General features: G+C 60.9%; 9 protein-coding genes. 1 reads left to right on the top strand and 8 read right to left on the bottom strand.

Translation table 11 applies throughout. From position 1 onward, the window contains the following. Positions 1-8 precede the first annotated feature (8 nt). Both K5R88_RS06800 and K5R88_RS06795 read right to left on the bottom strand, forming a co-directional pair. Positions 9-1,631 (bottom strand): MFS transporter, encoded by a 1,623-nt coding sequence (locus K5R88_RS06800; protein WP_226299498.1) that lies wholly within the window; start codon positions 1,629-1,631, stop codon positions 9-11. Between the two features lie 290 nt (positions 1,632-1,921). After that, on the bottom strand, positions 1,922-3,568 hold the full coding sequence (locus K5R88_RS06795) for a GMC family oxidoreductase (protein WP_226299497.1): 1,647 nt from the start codon (positions 3,566-3,568) through the stop codon (positions 1,922-1,924). A 121-nt stretch (positions 3,569-3,689) separates the two neighbouring features. Between K5R88_RS06795 and K5R88_RS06790 the strand changes: the two genes are divergently transcribed. After that, positions 3,690-4,586, top strand: coding sequence for a LysR family transcriptional regulator (locus K5R88_RS06790; protein ID WP_207284451.1), 897 nt, complete (start codon positions 3,690-3,692; stop codon positions 4,584-4,586). A 108-nt stretch (positions 4,587-4,694) separates the two neighbouring features. Here the strand turns inward: K5R88_RS06790 and K5R88_RS06785 are convergent, their stop codons facing one another. From K5R88_RS06785 to wecB, 6 genes are all read right to left on the bottom strand, one after another. Continuing rightward, positions 4,695-5,795: a DNA alkylation repair protein gene (locus K5R88_RS06785; protein ID WP_226299496.1), complete on the bottom strand. Its 1,101-nt coding sequence runs from the start codon at positions 5,793-5,795 to the stop codon at positions 4,695-4,697. Positions 5,796-5,870: 75 nt separating this feature from the next. Beyond that, positions 5,871-6,947 carry a GGDEF domain-containing protein gene (locus tag K5R88_RS06780; protein WP_226299495.1) on the bottom strand — a complete coding sequence of 359 codons (1,077 nt, stop codon included), beginning with the start codon at positions 6,945-6,947 and terminating at the stop codon, positions 5,871-5,873. Further along, entirely contained in the window at positions 6,931-7,809 is an 879-nt protein-coding gene (locus K5R88_RS06775; RefSeq protein WP_226299494.1) for a DUF4434 family protein, read from the bottom strand. The genes K5R88_RS06780 and K5R88_RS06775 overlap by 17 nt, the downstream gene beginning before the upstream one ends. Then, positions 7,809-10,973: an NfrA family protein gene (locus K5R88_RS06770; protein WP_226299493.1), complete on the bottom strand. Its 3,165-nt coding sequence runs from the start codon at positions 10,971-10,973 to the stop codon at positions 7,809-7,811. Before K5R88_RS06770 ends, K5R88_RS06775 begins: the two co-directional genes overlap by 1 nt. Beyond that, positions 10,970-13,144 carry a cyclic di-3',5'-guanylate-activated glycosyltransferase NfrB gene (gene nfrB, locus K5R88_RS06765; protein WP_223452566.1) on the bottom strand — a complete coding sequence of 725 codons (2,175 nt, stop codon included), beginning with the start codon at positions 13,142-13,144 and terminating at the stop codon, positions 10,970-10,972. The genes K5R88_RS06770 and nfrB overlap by 4 nt, the downstream gene beginning before the upstream one ends. Continuing rightward, entirely contained in the window at positions 13,141-14,295 is a 1,155-nt protein-coding gene (wecB, locus tag K5R88_RS06760; RefSeq protein WP_226299492.1) for a non-hydrolyzing UDP-N-acetylglucosamine 2-epimerase, read from the bottom strand. The genes nfrB and wecB overlap by 4 nt, the downstream gene beginning before the upstream one ends. Positions 14,296-14,303: the final 8 nt, after the last annotated feature.

Here is a 14,303-nt window from a genome sequence, read left to right as displayed (position 1 = left end):
ACCATCCCTCAGTTAGTATCCAGATCCACGTTCTTGGTCTCACGCAAACAGATCATCCCCACCACCAGGCTCACCGCAGTAATCACCACCGGGTACCAAAGCCCATAAAAGATGTCCCCGGTGTACACCACCAACGCAAACGACACCGTCGGCAAGAACCCACCAAACCACCCGTTGCCAATGTGATACGGCAGGGACATCGAGGTATAGCGAATGCGCGTCGGAAACAGCTCGACCATCAACGCCGCCAGCGGTCCGTAGCACATGGCCGAGATGATGATCAGCGCGACGATCAGCGCCACGATCATCGGTTTGTTGATCAACTGGACGTCGGCTTTTGACGGATACCCGGCCAGGGTCACCGCACCCCGCAGGGCCGCTTCGTCAAAGCCTTCAAGCCTCACGTCACCGACGCTGACCTGCACGCCGCTGCCTGCCGGGGCCGCTTCGCTGATGTAGGGCAAGCCCTGTTTCACCAGGAAGGTTTTGACCTTGTCGCACGGGCTGTCAAATTTCGCCTTGCCCACCGGATCAAACTGGAAGGTGCAGGTCGCCGGGTCGGCCAGTACGGTAATCGGTGCCTGACGGCTGGCCTGGTCGATTGCCGGGTTGGCGTAATGGGCCAGGGTCTTGAAGATCGGGAAGTACAGCGCGGTGGCCAGCAACAGGCCGATCATCAGTACCGGTTTGCGCCCGACCTTGTCCGACAGCCAACCGAAGAAAATGAAGAACGGCGCGCCGATGATCACGCTGACGATCAGCAGGCTGTTGGCCAGGGCCGGGTCCATTTTCAGGAACTGGGTGAGGAAGAACAGCACGTAGAACTGCGCCGCGTAAAACGTCACCGCTTGCCCGGCGTTGATGCTGAACAGCGCGATCAGCACGACCTTGAGGTTTTCCCATTTGCCGAAGGAGTCACGCAGTGGCGATTTGCAGAGCTTGCCTTCCTCTTTCATTTTCACGAACGCGGGCGATTCGTGCAGGCTCAGGCGAATCCAGGTCGAGATGCCCAGCAGCACGATGGAAAACAGAAACGGAATCCGCCAGCCCCAGACTTCAAACTGGTCACCGGTGAAGTAGCGGCAACCCAGCACCACGAGCAACGACAGCAGCAGGCCGAGGGTCGCGGTGGACTGAATCCAGCTGGTGTGGAATCCGCGTTTGCCGATGGGCGCGTGTTCGGCGACATAGGTCGCAGCACCGCCGTACTCACCGCCCAGGGCCAGGCCCTGAAGCATGCGCAGCACCACGAGGATGATCGGCGCGGCGATGCCGATGCTCGCGTAAGTCGGCAGCAACCCGACGCAAAACGTCGCGACGCCCATGAGGACGATGGTGGCGAGGAAGGTGTATTTGCGCCCGATCATGTCCCCCAGCCGCCCGAACACCAGCGCACCGAAGGGCCGCACGATAAAGCCGGCGGCGAACGCCATCAGTGCAAAAATGAACGCGGTGGTATCGTTGACCCCGGCGAAAAACTGTTTGCTGATCACCGCCGCGAGGGCGCCGTAGAGGAAGAAGTCATACCACTCGAACACTGTTCCCAGTGACGAAGCGAAGATGACTTTGCGGGTGTCACGGCTGGCATCGGTGCTGCGCGTGATTTCCAGAGATTGAACGTGTTCTGACATATCGGTATCCCTCACAGTGATTGTTTTTGTTGTTCCACTGTCGGCACCAGCCTTGTGGGCGGGTGCCGCTACTGTCCGTGCATCGGGTGACATCGATGTTGATTGATCCGCCGCTATCGCTGGCAAGCCAGCTCCTACAGTTGATCTTTGTCGTTCATATTTCTTGTGCCCTACCTACAACCCTGTAGGAGCCGGCTTGCTGGCGATAGCGGTGGATCATTTAACAGCGATGTCGCCTGAGACACCGCTTTCGCCAGCAAGCTGGCTCCTACAGGTTTTGTGTTTGGAGGTCAGGCATTGGTCACCAGTTCCATCGGTGAGGTCAGGCTCCTTGTGGCGGGGTTGAGGATGAGTTGTGCGGCCTTTTCGGCAATCATCAGCGTCGGCGAACAGGTGTTGCCCGAGGTGATGCGCGGCATGATCGAGGCGTCGGCGATACGCAGGCCGGGGATGCCGTGGACTTTCAATTCGGCATCGACCACCGCGTCCCCGTCATTGCCCATGCGGCAGGTGCCGACCGGATGGAAAATCGTCGTACCGATTCGCGCGGCGGCTTCGTGCAGTTGTTCTTCGCTCTGCAAACTGTCGCCGGGCAGGTATTCCACCGGTTTGAACGCTTGCAGGGCAGGCGCGGAAACGATGCGTCGGGTCAGGCGGATCGCATTGGCAGCGACGCGCAAATCTTCCGGATGGCTCAGGTAATTGGGTTGAATCAGCGGCGCGTCCTGCGGGTTGGCCGAGCGAATGTCGATTCGCCCACGGCTTTGCGGACGCAGATCGCAGACCGACACCGTGAAGGCCGGGAAGGCATGCAGCGGCTCGCCGAAACGCTCCAGCGACAGTGGCTGCACGTGGTATTCGAGATTCGCCGAAGTCTGCTCCGGCCCCGAGCGGGCAAACGCACCGAGCTGACTCGGCGCCATGGACAACGGGCCACTGCGGTCATACAGATAACGCAGCCCCATGCCGATCTTGCCCCACACACTGCCGGCGATCTGGTTCAGGGTACGCGCGTTTTGCAGTTTGTAGATCAGCCGCAGTTGCAGGTGATCCTGCAGGTTGCCGCCCACACCGGGCAGCTCATGGGCCACACCGATGCCCAGTTTTTCCAAGAGCGGGCGAGGGCCGATGCCGGAGCGTTGCAGGATGCTCGGCGAACCGACGGCACCCGCGCAAAGGACGATTTCCTTGCGCGCCTTGAAGGTTTTCGCCTGACCCTGCCAGCGTGCGCTGACCGCCGCTGCACGGCCGTTTTCCAGGAGCACGCGGTCGACTTCAACGTCGGTCAGCACGGTGAGATTGGGACGATGGCGGACCGGTTTGAGAAATGCCTTGGCCGCGTTCCAGCGAATCCCGGCCTTCTGGTTGACCTGAAAGTAGCCGCAGCCTTCGTTGTCGCCCTGATTGAAGTCATCGATGCTGGCGATGCCGCTTTGTTCGGCCGCGCTGCGGAAGGCGTCGAGAATCGGCCAGGACAGTCGCTGGCGCTCGATCCGCCATTCCCCGGCGGCGCCGTGAAATTGCGAGTCGCCGGCAAAATGATTTTCGCTCTTCTTGAACAGCGGCAGCACATCGTCCCAACGCCAGCCGGGATTGCCATCGGCTGCCCAACCGTCGTAGTCGCCGGCCTGGCCGCGCATGTAGATCATGCCGTTGATTGAGGAACAGCCGCCGAGCACCTTACCGCGCGGGTAACTCAGGGCGCGACCTTGCAGGCCTGCTTGTGCTTCGGTCTTGAAGCACCAGTCGGTGCGCGGGTTGCCGATGCAGAACAGGTAACCCACGGGGATGTGAATCCACGCGTAGTTATCGCGGCCGCCGGCTTCGAGCAGCAGCACCCGGTGTTGCGGGTTGGCCGACAATCGATTGGCCAGCAAACATCCCGCCGGCCCGGCCCCGACCACGATGTAATCGTATTCATCAAGGGAAGTCTGCATCCCTGACCTCGTATTGTTGTTCTTGTTGTCGATCATCCTAGTTGTTAGCTTTCGTCAAAAGAATGTTAGTTTTTGCGCAGCCGCTGTGCGTTTTTAAACAGCGTATCCCTAAGGACGGTTCATGTTCGATTGGAATGACCTGCGGTTTTTTCTCGAATTGCAGCGCAGCGGGCGTTTGCTCACCGCTGCCCGCCGTTTGAACACCACCCACGCCACCGTGGCCCGGCACATCGAGGCCATCGAAAAAAGCCTCGGCACGGCGCTGTTCGTCCAGCACGCCCAGGGTTATGAATTGACGCCGGCAGGTGAAGCGCTGCTCAAACACGCTGAAGCGATGGAGAACGTCGCCTTGCTGGCCCAGGAAGAGATCACCCAATCGACGGCGCCGCTGGGCAAGATTCGCGTGGGGGTGACCGAGGGCCTGGGCATCATGTTCCTCGCCAGTCGTATGAACGGTTTGTTCGAGCGCTATCCGGGGCTGGAAGTGGAGCTGGTGGCGGTGCCGCGATTTGTCAGCATCCTCAACCGCGAAGCGGAGATCAGCATCCACCTCGAACGCCCCGCAGCCGACATGCTGGTCACGCGCAAACTCACTGACTATCGCCTGGCGCTGTATGCCAGCCAGGCTTACCTCGACAGGGCGCCACCGTTGCGCAGCCGCGAAGACCTCGGGCGCCACGCGTGGATTGGCTATGTCGACGACTTGCTGTTCAGTCAGGAGTTGATGTTCCTCAACAGCTTCTGCCGCAATCCGCAGGTGGTGTTCCACAGCACCAGCGTGATCGCCCAGCAACAGGCGGCGCGCTCGGGGTTGGGGATTGCGGTGCTGCCGTGCTACATGGCCAGCGCCGATCCGCAGCTGGTGCCGTTGTTGCCGGATGAAAGCATCCAGCGCAGCTACTGGATCAGCACTCGTCGCGAGCTGCACAAGTCCGTGCGGTTGCGGGTGTTGTGGGATTACGTGGTGGAGTTGTGTGAGCGTGAACAGGATCTACTGCGAGGCCCCGATCCCTTGTAGGAGCAGCGGTGCGGCGATCCGACTTGCCCGCGAAGAGGCCCTTGAATCTTGCATCAATTTCAAAACCGCCTTCGCGGGCAAGCCTCGCTCCTACAGTTGATCGCGTGTTTAGGGGAGGATTTCGAAGGCAGTGCTGGCGAGGCGTTCGCCGTTTACCAGGACGTGCACCGCGTGCCGGCCGGCGTAGTGCTTGCGAGTGGTGAGTTCCTTGATGTGCTGACCACGGCTGAGGAGGGCGGTCGCTTGGCCCGGCAGCGTCAATGCCTTGAGCTTGAACACCTTCGCCGAGGTGCTGCCATTGGCTTTGACGTAATCGATGGCGTAGTCGATCACCAGGTGCTGACTGTCCTCGACCGTGGATTTAACGCTGAAGGACAACGTGACTTTCTCACCCAGGCCAATCACCGCCGGTTCAACGTTCACATCAATGATTTCGACCTCGGGCTTGCCGCCCGCGCCGATGATCGCCAGCGCCCGCTGGTTGCCCTGTTTGATCAGGCTGCGTAGTGCATGTCTGGCGATCCACGCGGTGTGCCTGTTCTCCAGCGACCAGCCTTCGATCAGGTCCAGCACCCACTCGGGATGGTCCTTGGTGATGTCGTTGAGGTGGTTGGCCACCGACTTGCGCACATAAAGGCTGGCGTCCGCCTTGAGGTTGTCGAGGATCGCGGCGGCGAGGCTCGGGTCGGCCTGAATCTGTTCCAGGCGAAATGACCACGGCAGGCGCGGGCGACAGCCTTCGCTGGCCAGGCGCCGGACATGTTCGTTTTCATCCAGTGACCAATCGTGCATCACGGCCAACGCGCGCTTGAGGTCACTGCGCAGGAAATAGCGGATCGCGAATTCAGCAGAGCCGAATGTAGTGAAGTATTTGAGCGCAGCCATGGACGGTTCGAAAGCATGGGCGCCGTAAGTCGCGACGTAATGCGGCAGCGAGATGCTGACGAAGCCGCTGTTCAGGCGCGGGGCGAGGGCGCGCAATACCTCCAGCGACTCGTCAAAACCCAGTGGTAATACCGCGTGCAGAGATTCGCTGACCCGGGCCATGCGCTGCATGATCGACAGCTCGGCCAGTCCGTCGTTGGCCAGTTTGAGGAAGGCTTTGGCGTTGAAGTCGGGGTAGACCGCGGTCATCTCGGTGGCGATGTGCTTGAGGCGCTCGGCGTTGAAGATTTCCTTCAGGGCGGGGGCGGGTTGGTCAACGGCCATTGTCGATTCCTTTGAAATCGTTATTTATCCAGGTACACCGCGTTATCCAGGCGAGCTTGCTCGCGAATACGCTCATCACTGATGAAACGTATACCGATCCTTCCCCGAGTGTTTTGATTCATACAGCGCCTCATCCGCTTTCACCAGCGCCTGATTCAGCGTGTCGCTCTCCGCGACCCGCGCCAGGCCAATGCTGATGGTCACCGGGTGCAGGGTGGTTCGTTCGCGGACCACCCGGCACAGATCGCCGGCCAGGGCGGCGACGTCTTCACGGCGCACACCGGCGAGGTAAATCGCAAACTCTTCACCACCCAGTCGCGCGTATTCAAAGTTGGCCATCACCGCTTTGATGTCCGCGGCAACGCGCTTGAGCACCTCGTCGCCAATGTCGTGGCCGAACACGTCGTTGACCTTCTTGAAGTTGTCGATATCGATCATTGCCAGGTAATGGTCGGATTCCCGTGGCGCGGCTTGCAACTGCTTGTCGGCGCGTGCCATGAACGAGCGACGGTTGGGAATCTCGGTCAGCGTGTCGATGTAGGCCTGATCCAGCAGCAACCGGGACATGATGAAATTGTAGAGTTTGGCCTCGCGTAATTTCAGGAAGCAGTAGACGGTCATCGCACAAAGAAAAACGGCGTAGCAGACCGTCATCATTCCCCGCAGCTCAAGCACGTGAAAGTGGGTGTCGTAGAACGGATTGAGCAGCAGCCAGGTGATGATTTGCGCACCGTAGAAGGACCAACGACTCAGCGGCAACACCGACGCACTGTACAGCGTGCTCGCAGCGGCCAGTACCAGCCAGGCAGGCTGGAAATCGGCGGGCAAGCCTTCGATCACCAGGCGAATGCCCAAGGTCATGGCGAAGACGAACATCAGGTTCAATACGTGGAAATGCCGAGCCTTGCGGGTGAACAGCAGCACAATCGCCAGGATCGTGAAAACCCCGAGAAACAGCATCGACAGCCAGGTAAAACCCTGGCCACCGATGAAGCTGACAATCAGATCGAAGAGCACCCAGATAACGATGCTGGCGACATAAATCAGCAGACAGAATTTATGCAGCCGTTCGAATTCATGCTGGATGAATTCAGCCTTGAGTGCCGCCGGCGCGGCTTTTTTCAGGACTTCATCTTCAATGGTTTTGTACATCGCCGACCTGTTGCTTGCGCTGGTTGTCGAGAATCACCTTGCCCCACGGTCGATAACGCAGGGAAAACACCGCCGTTGGATGGCAACCTGCCGAGGAGGCGTCCGGGGCGGCCGGCTCTGCGCGGAACGGTTGACCTTCGGCGCTGACCTGCCGGAACGCTTCGCGCACGATGCCGACCGGGCAGGGCAGCGCGCTGGCGTAGCCGTTGCGCACCAGTGGTGGTAAACGCCCGGTGCCCGCGCCGTCCTGCCACCACACCTGAACGCCCACGCTCGTCAGCCCATCGAGCCACTGGCCATTGACCTGTGGCGCAAGTTTGCCGGCCGTGAAGGCGCTGACGTGCAGCGGTGCGTCCAGTTTGCCGACGAAATCCTTGAGTTGGCGCTGCAGGGTTTGCCGTCGCTCGACCGCCAGGAAGTGAAAGTCATCGAGCTCCATCGGCAGGTACCAACCGCTGACCGGCAACTTCCAGTCCTGGCGCAGCCGCTGTTGCTGGGCCAGCGACTGCCCGAGTTGCACCTGCCAATAAGCCGCGAGCCCGGCGCTGTCCAGTTCATCGATACGCTGGTAATAGGCCGGGTCCATGTTCAGGCCCAGTACCAGTTTCAGGCCTTGCTCGTGGGCCAGTTTCAAACTGTTGGCGAGCCAGCCATCGACGCCACCGAAGTTTGAATCACCGTACGCGGTCCATTGCACGATGACAGTCTGCACGCCGTGTTGAGCGGTGTCCTGCCAGATCCGTTGCCATTGCGCCTGGCTCAGACTGGCGTCGACGTTCAGGGGTTGGTAAAAAATCCGCTCATCGGCGCGGGCCATTGTGCTGCTCAACAACAGGCAAAGAACCAGGAGAAAACGCGTCATCAGAAATTCAACTCCACACCCAGCAACACACCGTTGCCGCCTTCATACAGGTTGCCGCTCAGGGATTGCTGATACTCGGTACGAACCGTCAGGTGCGCGCGGTAAGCGTTGTAGATGTCGTCGTCGAACCACCATTGCCAGCGCAGGCCGATACCGGTGCGCAGGTCCTGGCGCCAGTCATTGTTCGGGTCCTGGCTGGCGAACTCGAGAAAGCCGTACGGCATGACGGTTTGCGCGCCGTTGAACGGCAACTTCCAGGTGTGACCTTGCTGGAAGCGCGACAGCCATTGGTGATCACCGGCCTTGGTCCACCACGCGGCGTCGAGGTAGAGGAAACGTTCCTCCCAATCGTTTTCATCAATGCGCCAGTCGTTGCGGAACCGTCCCTGATCAAGAAACGAGGCCGTGGCGCGCAACAGGTAATCAGTGCTGGTGTGACCGTCCTGGCGGTGATCGTTGAACTGGTCGGCGAGTTTTTCAGGAATCAGCAATTGGCCCAGGCTCACATGCTGATTGTCGTTGTCATCAAACGAGCTCTGCTTGTAGAGCTCGCCGTAGAAGTTGATGTTCGCCGTGCCCCAGGGCTTGTAGCGCAGACCCACGCCGGTGCCGAGGGATTCGCCGTAACTCGATCGACCCTGACCACCAAGCAGTACGCGGCCATAAACCGATAACGTGCTGCCGGCGCGGCTCGGCTCTTCGCCGAGCGCATGGTCCCAGATCGCCACTTGTACGTTCTGTGAGGTGGCGCGTCGTGAGCTGTCGCGCAGGGTGCCGTTGGGGCGGAAGCTGTCGTTGGTCGAGACGCCGGCCGGTGACCAGGTGCTGGCCAGCGTGCGGCTGTCGCGACGGGACAGGGTTTCGTGAGCGCGGCGCTGGCGATAACGCCTGGCTTCCATGCTGCCGTCTTCATCGTCGGCGGCTACCGGGTGCTGTTCCAGGTCAATGACCCGGCGCAATTCCTTGCGCGCCGCCGCGCTGTCCTTCACTTCGTCATAACGCAGCGCCAGGGTTTCGCCGAGGCGATAGTCTTCCGGAAAATCACGGGTGGCGCTTTGCAGATAAGGGATGGCGTGGGCGCGCTGTTCCCGGGTGTCGGCCCCCGCCAGACGCATGCCGTAATCGGCGCGATAGCGCGGGTTGTGCGGTTCGCGACGCACGGCTTCGGCGAGCCACGCGGTGCTTTGTTCCAGTTCGCCGGCCTTTTGCGCGGTGACCGACGCTGCGTAGAAATTCCCGGCATCCGGCGCCTGCTGCAAGGCTGAACGCTGACGTTGCAATGCTTCGAGATGATCGCCGCGCGCGTCGGCAATCGCCGCGCCCAGCGCCCATTCATTGGCCCCCCGGGCGCGACTGTGTTGCCAGTAACGTTCTGCGAGCTGCGTGTCGCCTGCGGTGAGGGCGCTGCGGCTGGCCGTCAGCTTGGCGTTATCGCTCAACTCAGCCTCCGGCAGGCTGCGCCAGATAGCCAGGGCGCCCGACGAATCACCGGACGCTTCCAGCGCATACGCCAGTGGCAGACGACTGCCACGGTCGCCGAGTTTTTCTGCGGTCTGGTAGTAGACGACGGCTTCACCCGGCCGATCCGGCATGGCGCAACGGCCCAGGGCCCGATAGTCGCCTGCGACCTGCGGGTGGTCGCCAATGGCTTGTCGCACCGCGTCGCACTGACCTTTCTCGGCCAGTTGCGCCAGCAGTTGGCCGCGTGTGGCGGGATCGACGCGATTGAGCAGCGACACCATGCGTTTCTGCTGCGCCGGGGTCGGCGTCGATGAGGCATAGAGCCCCGCCAGCCGTTGCAGCAGGGCAACGGGCAACTTTCCGCCATGACGGTCATAGGCGTTTTCGAGCAGCTGTTGCGCGTGTTCGCGCTGGCCGGCATTCAGCGCCAGATACGTTGCCTGATTGAGCGAGCCGAGGTTGCCGGTCTGCTGGTAGTGTCGCTCCCAGAGTGTCGCGGCTTCTGAATTTCGACCCAGGGCTTGCACCAGTTCGGCCCGGCGTTTGACCACGTCAGCCGTCTGTGGCTGGCCGGCGAGCCAGGCCATGACCTTGTCGCTCTCGCCCTGGTCCTGCCAGATGTCCAGCAGCCGTGCCTGGCGGCGACTGTCCCAGGGTTCGGGCAGGCGCGTGCCTTGCAGCAGCTCGGTGTCTTGCAGGCGCTGGGCCAGAATCAACCATTTTTGCGGGTCATCGTTCGGCTGGCAGCCACGCAGCTGCGTGCGTGCGGCTTGTGGATCGCGACCGGACAACCATTCGGCCGTCTCCAGGCACGGGCGCTGCAATTCGCCACTCAAGCGTTGCACGGTCGATACATCGCCGCTTTGTCGAGCCAGTTCCCACAGGCGCTGGCGTTGCGCCGGATCCGCCAGTTCGCTGGCGGGCAATGATTGAATCCAGCGTTGAGCCAGTTGCACTTGGCCCATGGCGATCGCCCGATCGATCATCGCAAGGCGTGCCTTGCGCGCGGCTTCGGGTGACGGGGCTTGCTGCAGCAATTGCTGCAAAGGCTGTTCGTCGAGCCGCTGCACATAGGCATTGGCCAGTCGCTGCCAGCCTTCGGCGTCCAGTTGATCGCTGGCGGCCAGTGGCGCCAGTTGCTCGATGGTGCCGTTCCAGTCGCGCAATTGCTCGGACCAATTGGAGCGGGCCAGTTGCAGGATGTTGTCGTCACCCTTGGGCGTCAGTTGTGCCAGCCAGTCGTGAGCCCTGCCGGCGCCACCAAACTTCGCGAGGCTCAAGCTATAGGCCTGCCACAGGCGTACCCGCTGACTGAGGTTGCTGTTGGCGATCCATTGTTCTACTAGCTCGCTGCCCGGAGGGTCCTGTTCGATCCAGGTCAGGCGCAGGTTGAGCAGGGCGTCGTTGTTGTCCGGGTTGTCCGGCAGCGCCTGCACGGCATCCTTGTACCGTCGTTGCTTGGCCAGCGCTTCCACCAGCAGGGCGCGGGCTTCATCGTTTTTCGGCACCTTGACCAGCAGGTGGCGCATCAGCCGTTCGACTTCGGCCCAGTTGCCCTTTTTCGCTTCGCGGTAGCTGCGATCCATGTAGGGGAAACTGCGAAATTGTTCGAACTCGGTCAGCGGTTCAGCCTGTACCCATGAGCTGGTCGCCAGGCTCAGCAACAGACTGCCGATGAGGAGGGCATGACGATCAGGCTTCATGCGACCTCCCGGACAATGCGGAAGGCCGCTTGCTGTTCACTGGCCTGGTCGGCCAGGGCCTGTTCGAGCACTTCCTGCGTGATCATGCCGCGCGAGATGAGGTGTTCACCCAAGGACATGTGCTCGGCATCGAAGTCGATCAAAGCCTGATTGAACAGGCTCGGCGGGACCATGCCGCGCACTTGCAGCAGATTACCCAGCAGCACCTGGTGATGGCTGACGCGTTCGAGCAAGGCTTCATCGTCCTGATGACGCTCAAGCACTTCGAGCATGTGGTGCACTTCCTTATTCTGGCGAGGGCTGGCGTACCAGTAGCGGATACCCAGCGTGACCCGGCCCTGAGGCGCAAGACGGCAGCGCACCGGGCGTTTCAATTGACGGCTGATGGCACCGAGGGAGACCTGGCTCACCGGTCCTTCGGAGGCCAGCACCAGGGTGTTGCCTTCCTCGGCCACCGGCAGCACGCCGTAGTGGGAGGCGATCTTGCGCGGCACGGCGTCGATCAGGCGCTTGTCGAGTTTGAACGGGTTCAGTGGCGCCCATTCGAGATCCAGCTGCTCGGCGAGGGTTTCTACCAGTTGTGTGCTGTCGATGTGTTCACGCAGCAGCAGTTCGTGGCCCAGACGCCGGCGTATCGGGTTGGTGATCGCCGCTTCCAGTTGCTCTTCGGTGAGCAGGCCTTTTTCCACCAGGCGATGACCCAGCGGCGTGCGCTGGGCTTTGGTCAGGGCCGGGAATTCGTGGGTGGTCTTGTCCCACGCCACACGGCGCGAATCCCCCATTTCCATGACCTGGCGCAGCGCCCGCACGTTGGCGAAGAAGTTGATGAAGTTGCTCCATATCATGCGCGGTGCCGACAACAGGCCTTCGACGAGCCCGTAGTAACGGGTGACGAACCAGCCACGCTGGAACAGTCGATTGATCAGCATCAAACCGTTGAGCCACAAGAGCGCAGCGAGCACCGGGCTGTTGGACAGGATCGACGGATAGCGCCAGGCGGTCGGTGCTATCACCGTCATCAGCCACATCGCCAGCAGCACGATGCATAACAGGTTCACCAGGAAACTCAGCAGGTAAGCGATCATGCCGCGACGGTCGCGCCAGAGGAAATAGTTGAGCACGCCCGTGGGGCTCCAGCCGAGGTTCTTGGTGCCTTGAAAGACGATGCCGACAATCCAGCGCGATTTCTGGCGGATGGCATGCTGAAAGTCCCGGGGGAAATGCTCGCGAACGCAGATGACCTGGGAAAACACGCGGTCCATGCCGAACGCCCAAGGCTGTTCGAGCGCCAGTTTCGGGTCGGTCACCGAGTAACGGGCAAAGATGCACTTCATGCCTTTTTGCTTGAGGCGGAAACCGATGTCGTAGTCTTCGGTCAGGCTCTGCACGTCGAAGGCGATGCCGTCACCGTCTTCGAGCAGGGCGCTGATGGCTTTACGGCTGAAGCAGGTGCCGACCCCGGCGCTGGGCACCTGGCCGGTCATGGCTTCGCGGACGATTACATCCTTGCCATGGTTCTCGGCGAACTCGTCGACGTAATGCCCGGCGGTGAAGCCTCGCCACTCCGGCGCATAGGGGTAGACCGGAATCTGGATCAGGTCCTTGGCTGGCAGCAGGTAGTTGAAGAGGCGCAATTCCATCGGCGAAATCACGTCTTCGGCATCGTGCAGAATGAACCCGGAAAACTGGATTTTCGCCTCGCTTTCAAAGCGCAGGATCGCGTCGATGATGTTGTTCAGGCAGTCGGCCTTACTGGTGGGGCCGGGGCGGGCGCAGACCACTTTGTGCACGTTGGGGTAGTGCTGGCAAACCGCATCGACATCCGCCTGCGTCTCGGCATCGTTGGGGTACGTACCGACGAAAATCTGATAGTTCTCGTAATCGATGGTCGACGCCGCCAGGCGCGCCATTTCACCGACCACACCGACTTCGTTCCACGCCGGGACCATGATTGCCAGGGGTTTTTCGGCGATGGCGTACAGGCGCTCTTCATCCGCGCGCTTGAATTTTTCGTAGATCCGCCAGCGCCGGACCAGCTTGCGGCCCCAGTACACGAGGTCGATGAACAGGTCATCGAGCCCGAGGAGGAACATCAAAAACGCCAGGGTGATCGCGAGGTATTTGAGACCGAACAGAACGTAGGCAAAAAAATCGACAAAACCGAAACTCATCGTGCTTTGACCGCCGCCGAGCGCACGCTCAGCCACTCGAACAATCGAGTGCCGATGCGTTCGCTGGCGTGGCCGTCGCCATAGGGGCTGTGAATGCGGCTCATGCGTTCGAAGTGAGCCTCGTCATCCAGCAACCGACTGGCTTCCTTGACGATGCGGTCGGTGTCGGTGCCCACCAGCAAAACGGTTCCGCCTTCGAGCACGGAGGGACGTTCGGTGACATCGCGCAGCACCAGCAGTGGCTTGCCGATAGCAGGTGCTTCTTCCTGAATGCCGCCCGAATCGGTGAGGATGAAATGCGCACGGCCCATCAGCCAGACAAAATGCTGGTAGTCCTGCGGCGGCACGAGATAAATGTTCGGCTTGTCGGACAGCACGCCATACACCGCTTTTTGCACCTGCGGATTCAGGTGCACCGGGTAGACGAATTGCACCTGCGGGTAGCGCACGGCGAGGTCGGCGAGCGCCTGGCAGATGTTGCGAAAACCATCGCCAAAATTCTCCCGGCGGTGGCCGGTGATCAGCACCATGCGTCGATGGTCTTCAAGCACCGCCAGAGACGAATCGGCGGCAGGGTGCCAGTTGATTTCCTGTTGATGGGTGCGCATCCATAGCAGTGCATCGATCACCGTATTGCCGGTGACTTCAATGTTGGCTTTGGGCACGCCTTCACGCAGCAGGTTGTTTTCGCCCTTGGTGGTCGGTGTGAAATGCAGGTCGGCGATGACGCCCGTCAAGCGCCGGTTGGCTTCTTCCGGCCACGGCGCACGCAAATTGCCGGTGCGTAAGCCGGCTTCGACATGGCCGATGGGCAGTTGGCGATTGAAGGCGGCGAGGGCGGCGATGAAGCTGGTGGTGGTATCACCGTGAACCAGCACGATGTCGGTTTTTGTCCGCTCGTATGCCTGATCGAGGTTGATCAGCAGTTGTTGTGATAACCCGTTGAGGGTCTGGCCCTGGGTCATGACTTGCAGGTCTTCGTCGACCGTCAGTTCGAAGGAGTCGAGTACTTGCTTGAGCATTTCACGGTGCTGGCCAGTGGAGCAGATGTTCAGTTTGACCCCGGGCCATTGACGCAACACCCTGGCGAGTGGCGCCATCTTGATAGCCTCCGGACGCGTACCGAAAACCATCATGACGTTGAAAGACATTGACCCCT

The organism is Pseudomonas sp. MM213, from assembly GCF_020423045.1.
GTDB classification, from domain to species: domain Bacteria; phylum Pseudomonadota; class Gammaproteobacteria; order Pseudomonadales; family Pseudomonadaceae; genus Aquipseudomonas; species Aquipseudomonas migulae.
The sequence above is the reverse complement of the archived record's forward strand: the minus strand, read 5'-3'. Positions and strand labels throughout refer to the sequence as shown.